Source organism: Gammaproteobacteria bacterium, from assembly GCA_013696315.1.
Lineage (GTDB): Bacteria > Pseudomonadota > Gammaproteobacteria > JACCYU01 > JACCYU01 > JACCYU01.
On record JACCYU010000050.1, the window covers coordinates 1 to 4054 of the forward strand.

Annotated in this window: 5 protein-coding genes; 3 read left to right on the forward strand and 2 right to left on the reverse strand. The window is 59.4% G+C overall.

What is annotated here, in order from left to right; genetic code table 11:
• Window positions 1-550: DNA cytosine methyltransferase (locus H0V34_03065; GenBank protein ID MBA2490716.1), on the reverse strand; the 550-nt coding region annotated here is incomplete at its 3' end.
• Window positions 551-685: 135 nt separating this feature from the next.
• A complete protein-coding gene (locus H0V34_03070) occupies window positions 686-1183 on the reverse strand; it encodes a hypothetical protein (GenBank protein ID MBA2490717.1) in 498 nt (165 codons plus the stop codon).
• 179 nt (window positions 1184-1362) lie between these two features.
• Here H0V34_03070 and tgt point away from each other — a divergent pair, with 179 nt between their 5' ends.
• The 3 genes from tgt to secD form a co-directional block, all read left to right on the forward strand.
• Entirely contained in the window at window positions 1363-2478 is a 1116-nt protein-coding gene (tgt, locus tag H0V34_03075; protein ID MBA2490718.1) for a tRNA guanosine(34) transglycosylase Tgt, read from the forward strand.
• A gap of 42 nt (window positions 2479-2520) precedes the next feature.
• The gene (gene yajC / locus H0V34_03080; GenBank protein MBA2490719.1) at window positions 2521-2916 is read left to right on the forward strand and encodes a preprotein translocase subunit YajC; all 396 of its coding nucleotides are present in this window, start codon (window positions 2521-2523) and stop codon (window positions 2914-2916) included.
• A gap of 256 nt (window positions 2917-3172) precedes the next feature.
• On the forward strand, window positions 3173-4054 hold an 882-nt coding region (secD, locus tag H0V34_03085; GenBank protein MBA2490720.1), incomplete at its 3' end, for a protein translocase subunit SecD.

The following is a 4054-nucleotide window of genomic DNA, read 5'->3' on the forward strand; positions in this document are numbered from 1 at the left end:
GTCGATCTGGCGTCGTAAACACGGCGGGTCGGTGTTCGGCGATTACGTGCAGGTACTCCACGTACAGGTACTGTCGCTCATCGGTCTCAAGCCGATATTCCGGATTACCCTTGTTTCTCGATCTACCAGCTATCGAAAACGCTTGACATGGGGGCCCGCCAAGGAGCACCCAGATATCCTCACCGCAGAGCGACTCAGTAATGCGATTATGAACCGAAGCATGATCCTGTTTCCCCAATTCCACGCACCATGCCTCACTGCGCGCCCTCCGAGCTTGATGCGGGTAAGCGTCAAAAAGCAATTTCAGTCGTTCAGTGAAAGAAGCATCAGATTGACGCAGTGTGGTGTAGTAGTCATCCGGCGCCTGCCCAGCCTCAAACTGCCGGAAGAAGCTACGGAACAAGAGCGTTTGATGTGCGCATTTGTCCTTCTCTACTGAAAGCGCGACCTTAAACGGACGAATCTCATTTTCTCTTCGTAGCGACGAGAATCCCTCTCCAAGTCCACCAGGGCCAGCGAAAAGATCTATCACTTTGACACCTTCAGACATATGTCTTTTTCTTATCATGAGTAACCGGGATGGATCTAACGATGTTTACAAATTCGTTGCTGTTCGGCGGCGTGCCGTGAGTATTGTCGCCACGCAGCATACAGCAGCTTTTTCGAGTTGGAGTATGACAAGGAACTAGGCTATCCCCGGAATCCTCAGCGGCGCGGCCCTCTGGTGTAGTCGCGGCAGACTAAACACACGGAGAAGTTTTCGGCCGGTCTTATGGTCGCCCGGGGAGTAAGGTGCCCAAGGCAAGTCGATCAGCGTCCCCACGTGCAAGTCACCAAAAAGCACGCGCACCAAGCGGCTGCTCACGCTCAGGGTTTCCTCTTTGAGGAGGATCAGCGCGCCGCATCGCTCTACGAGTATGAGGTAAATTTTCACAACCAGATCAAAGCCCGGCTTCTCGACACGGGCGCTGTTATTCAGATTATCCGCGAAACCACCATTGCGCCGGATGATTTTCTGAACTCGCTGGGCAAGCGGAGGCGACGAGTAGATGATCCGGCAACGATCGCATGGAATCTCTGTACGGCGACTGAACATCGAAACGAGGATCAGAATTGCGTTTTTGGTTTGCTTGTCTTTTTGTTGGGTCACGCTTTTCAGAGTTTCCAGCTGTTCGTCGACCATTGGAGTTCTCCGCGTGTTTTGGCCCACTAGCCTGGCGCGGTTATAGTGTCGAGATCCGGTTACTTCATTAACTTGAGATCAGTCGCATTGACCTGCGTATGCCCATTGAATAGAGCAATGCGTCGTGCATTAGAACTTGCGCACCCATTTTGCCGCATCATCTTTCGCCCCGACTAACAATGAATTTCACCCTGCGCGCCACTGATGGCGCCGCGCGCCGCGGCCGTCTGCGCTTCGCCCGCGGCGAGGTGGATACGCCTGCGTTCATGCCAGTCGGCACCTATGGCACCGTGAAGGCGATGACGCCGGAGGAACTGCGTGATATCGGCGCGCAGATCATTCTGGGCAACACGTTTCACCTCATGCTCCGGCCAGGTACGGAAATTGTACGCGCGCACGGCGGCCTGCATCGGTTCATGCACTGGGACGGGCCGATCCTGACGGACTCCGGCGGCTTTCAGGTGTTCAGCCTGGCCGCGAGCCGCACGCTCACGGAGGCGGGCGTGCACTTCCGTTCGCCGGTCAACGGCGACGCGGTGTTTCTAGATCCGGAGACGTCCATGCGCGTGCAGTGCGATCTTGGTGCCGACATCGTGATGGCGTTCGACGAATGCACGCCGTATCCGGCAACCGAGGCGCAGGCGCGCGAATCCATGGAATTGTCGATGCGCTGGGCGCGACGCAGCCGGGCCGCGCATGGCGATCTACAGGATACCGACGCCGCGGCGGCGCTGTTCGGCATCGTGCAGGGCGGGATGTACGCGCATCTCCGGCGCGCGTCGGTGGAGGCGCTGATGACGATCGGTTTCGACGGCTACGCGATCGGCGGTCTCGCAGTGGGCGAGAGCGCGTCCGAGCGCGGCGAGGTGCTGGCGGGGATCATCGACGAGTTGCCGCGCGAGCAGCCGCGTTATCTGATGGGCGTGGGCACGCCCGAGGATATCGTGGCGGCGGTGCGCCTTGGGGTGGACATGTTCGACTGCGTGATTCCGACCCGCAACGCGCGCACGGGTTTTCTTTATACGCACAGTGGTCTTGTCCGCATCCGCAACAGCCGTTACAAAAACGATCTGACGCCGCTGGACGAACATTGCGGCTGCTACACCTGCCGGCACTACTCGCGCGCCTATCTGCGGCATCTGGATCAGTGCCGGGAAATACTCGGTGCGCGGCTCAACACCATCCACAACCTTTACTACTATCAGCAGCTCATGTGCGGGTTGCGTGAGGCGATCACGCACGGCGACCTGGACGATTTCGCGGCGAGGTTTTACGCGGCCCGCGCGCAGGTGTAATAATGCGCGACTTCGAAAAGCCCCGAACCTTAGACCACACCTATGAGTTTTCTTATCAGTCAAGCGCACGCGCAGGCCGGCGGGCCGGCCGGCGGCGGCATAATCGAATTCGCCGTCATGATCGGGATTTTCTTCGCCATCATGTATGTCATGATTATCCGGCCGCAGTCCAAGCGCGCGAAGGAACACAAGCAGTTGCTGGAATCGCTCACCCGCGGCGACGAGGTGGTGACCTCCGGCGGCGTGCTGGGCAAAGTGACCGACGTGGGCGAGAGTTTCGTGCAGATGGAGGTCGCCAGCGGCGTGGACATCAACGTGCAGAAGCAGGCGATCGCGGCGGTGATGCCCAAGGGCACGATCCGCGCTGACGCGTCCGCGGACAGAAACAAACCGGAAAAAACCCGCAAGGATAAGGCGAAGAACGCGTCACAGACCTGAACGCATCGCGGAGCCGACAGTCGTGCCACGCGAGTGCGGCGGCGGTCGGTGAGCCACGGGTTATGCCCGTTGACTCGAAGCAGTCAAACCGATAGCGGTCATTAGGTCGCACCCAATATAAATATGTCTGGCTGCCTACGCGGAACGGCCCGTGCCGCACCGATCTCCATCGTCACGAATATTTCGCAAGCTAATGATAATTATAGTTTCAACACAGTCATTGCCTGAATAACCACGCCCACAGTCCACGCCCGTTATGATGAATCATTACCCCTGGTGGAAAAATCTCCTGATCTTAGGCGTCATGCTCATCGCCACGCTTTATGCGCTGCCGAATCTGTATCCCGAAGACCCGGCGGTGCAGATTTCGCCCGAGCGCGGCGCGCTGGAGCCCGGCTTGCAGGCGCGCGTGAGTGCATTGCTGAAGGATGACGGCATCGAGGCGCGGTCGATCGAGCGCGCGGAGGGCCAGTTGCTGGTGCGTTTCGGCGGTACAGACGAGCAGCTCGAAGCCAGGGATGTTCTCTCCACAGCGCTTAGCGGCGACTATGTGGTGGCGCTCAATCTCGCGCCGGCCACCCCCGGCTGGCTGCGCGCCATAAATGCGAGCCCCATGAATCTGGGACTGGACTTGCGCGGCGGTGTGCATTTTCTGCTCGAAGTGGACATGCAGGCCGCCGCGCAGAAGACACGCGACCGTTACGAGGACGAGTTCCGCAATCTGCTGCGTGAGCGGGATATTCGCTATCTGGGCGTCAGCCAGGGCCGCAGCCGTGTGGCTATCGATTTTTCCAGCGCGGCGTCGCGCGACCGGGCGTTGTCGGTGCTCGACAATGAATACAGCGAAACCCTGACGTTCGAGGAAACCGGGTCAGGCAATAATTATTCACTCGTCGCCCGGCTGACGGAGCCGGCGCTGGAAGAAATCCGCCGCTTCGCGCTGGACCAGAACATCACCACCTTGCGCAACCGGGTCAACGAACTGGGCGTGGCGGAGCCTGTGATTCAGCAGCAGGGCCAGACGCGCGTGGTAGTGCAGCTTCCCGGCGTGCAGGACACTGCGCGGGCCAAGGACATTCTGGGCGCGACCGCGACCCTTGAGTTCCGCATGGTGGACGAGCAGGGCGATGCCCTGGCC

Bases quoted from the DNA above. Each gene is read 5' to 3' on its own strand.
- H0V34_03070 (MBA2490717.1), bottom strand. From the start codon at position 1,183: ATGGTCGACGAACAGCTGGAAACTCTGAAAAGCGTGACCCAACAAAAA.
- tgt (MBA2490718.1), top strand. From the start codon at position 1,363: ATGAATTTCACCCTGCGCGCCACTGATGGCGCCGCGCGCCGCGGCCGT.
- yajC (MBA2490719.1), top strand. From the start codon at position 2,521: ATGAGTTTTCTTATCAGTCAAGCGCACGCGCAGGCCGGCGGGCCGGCC.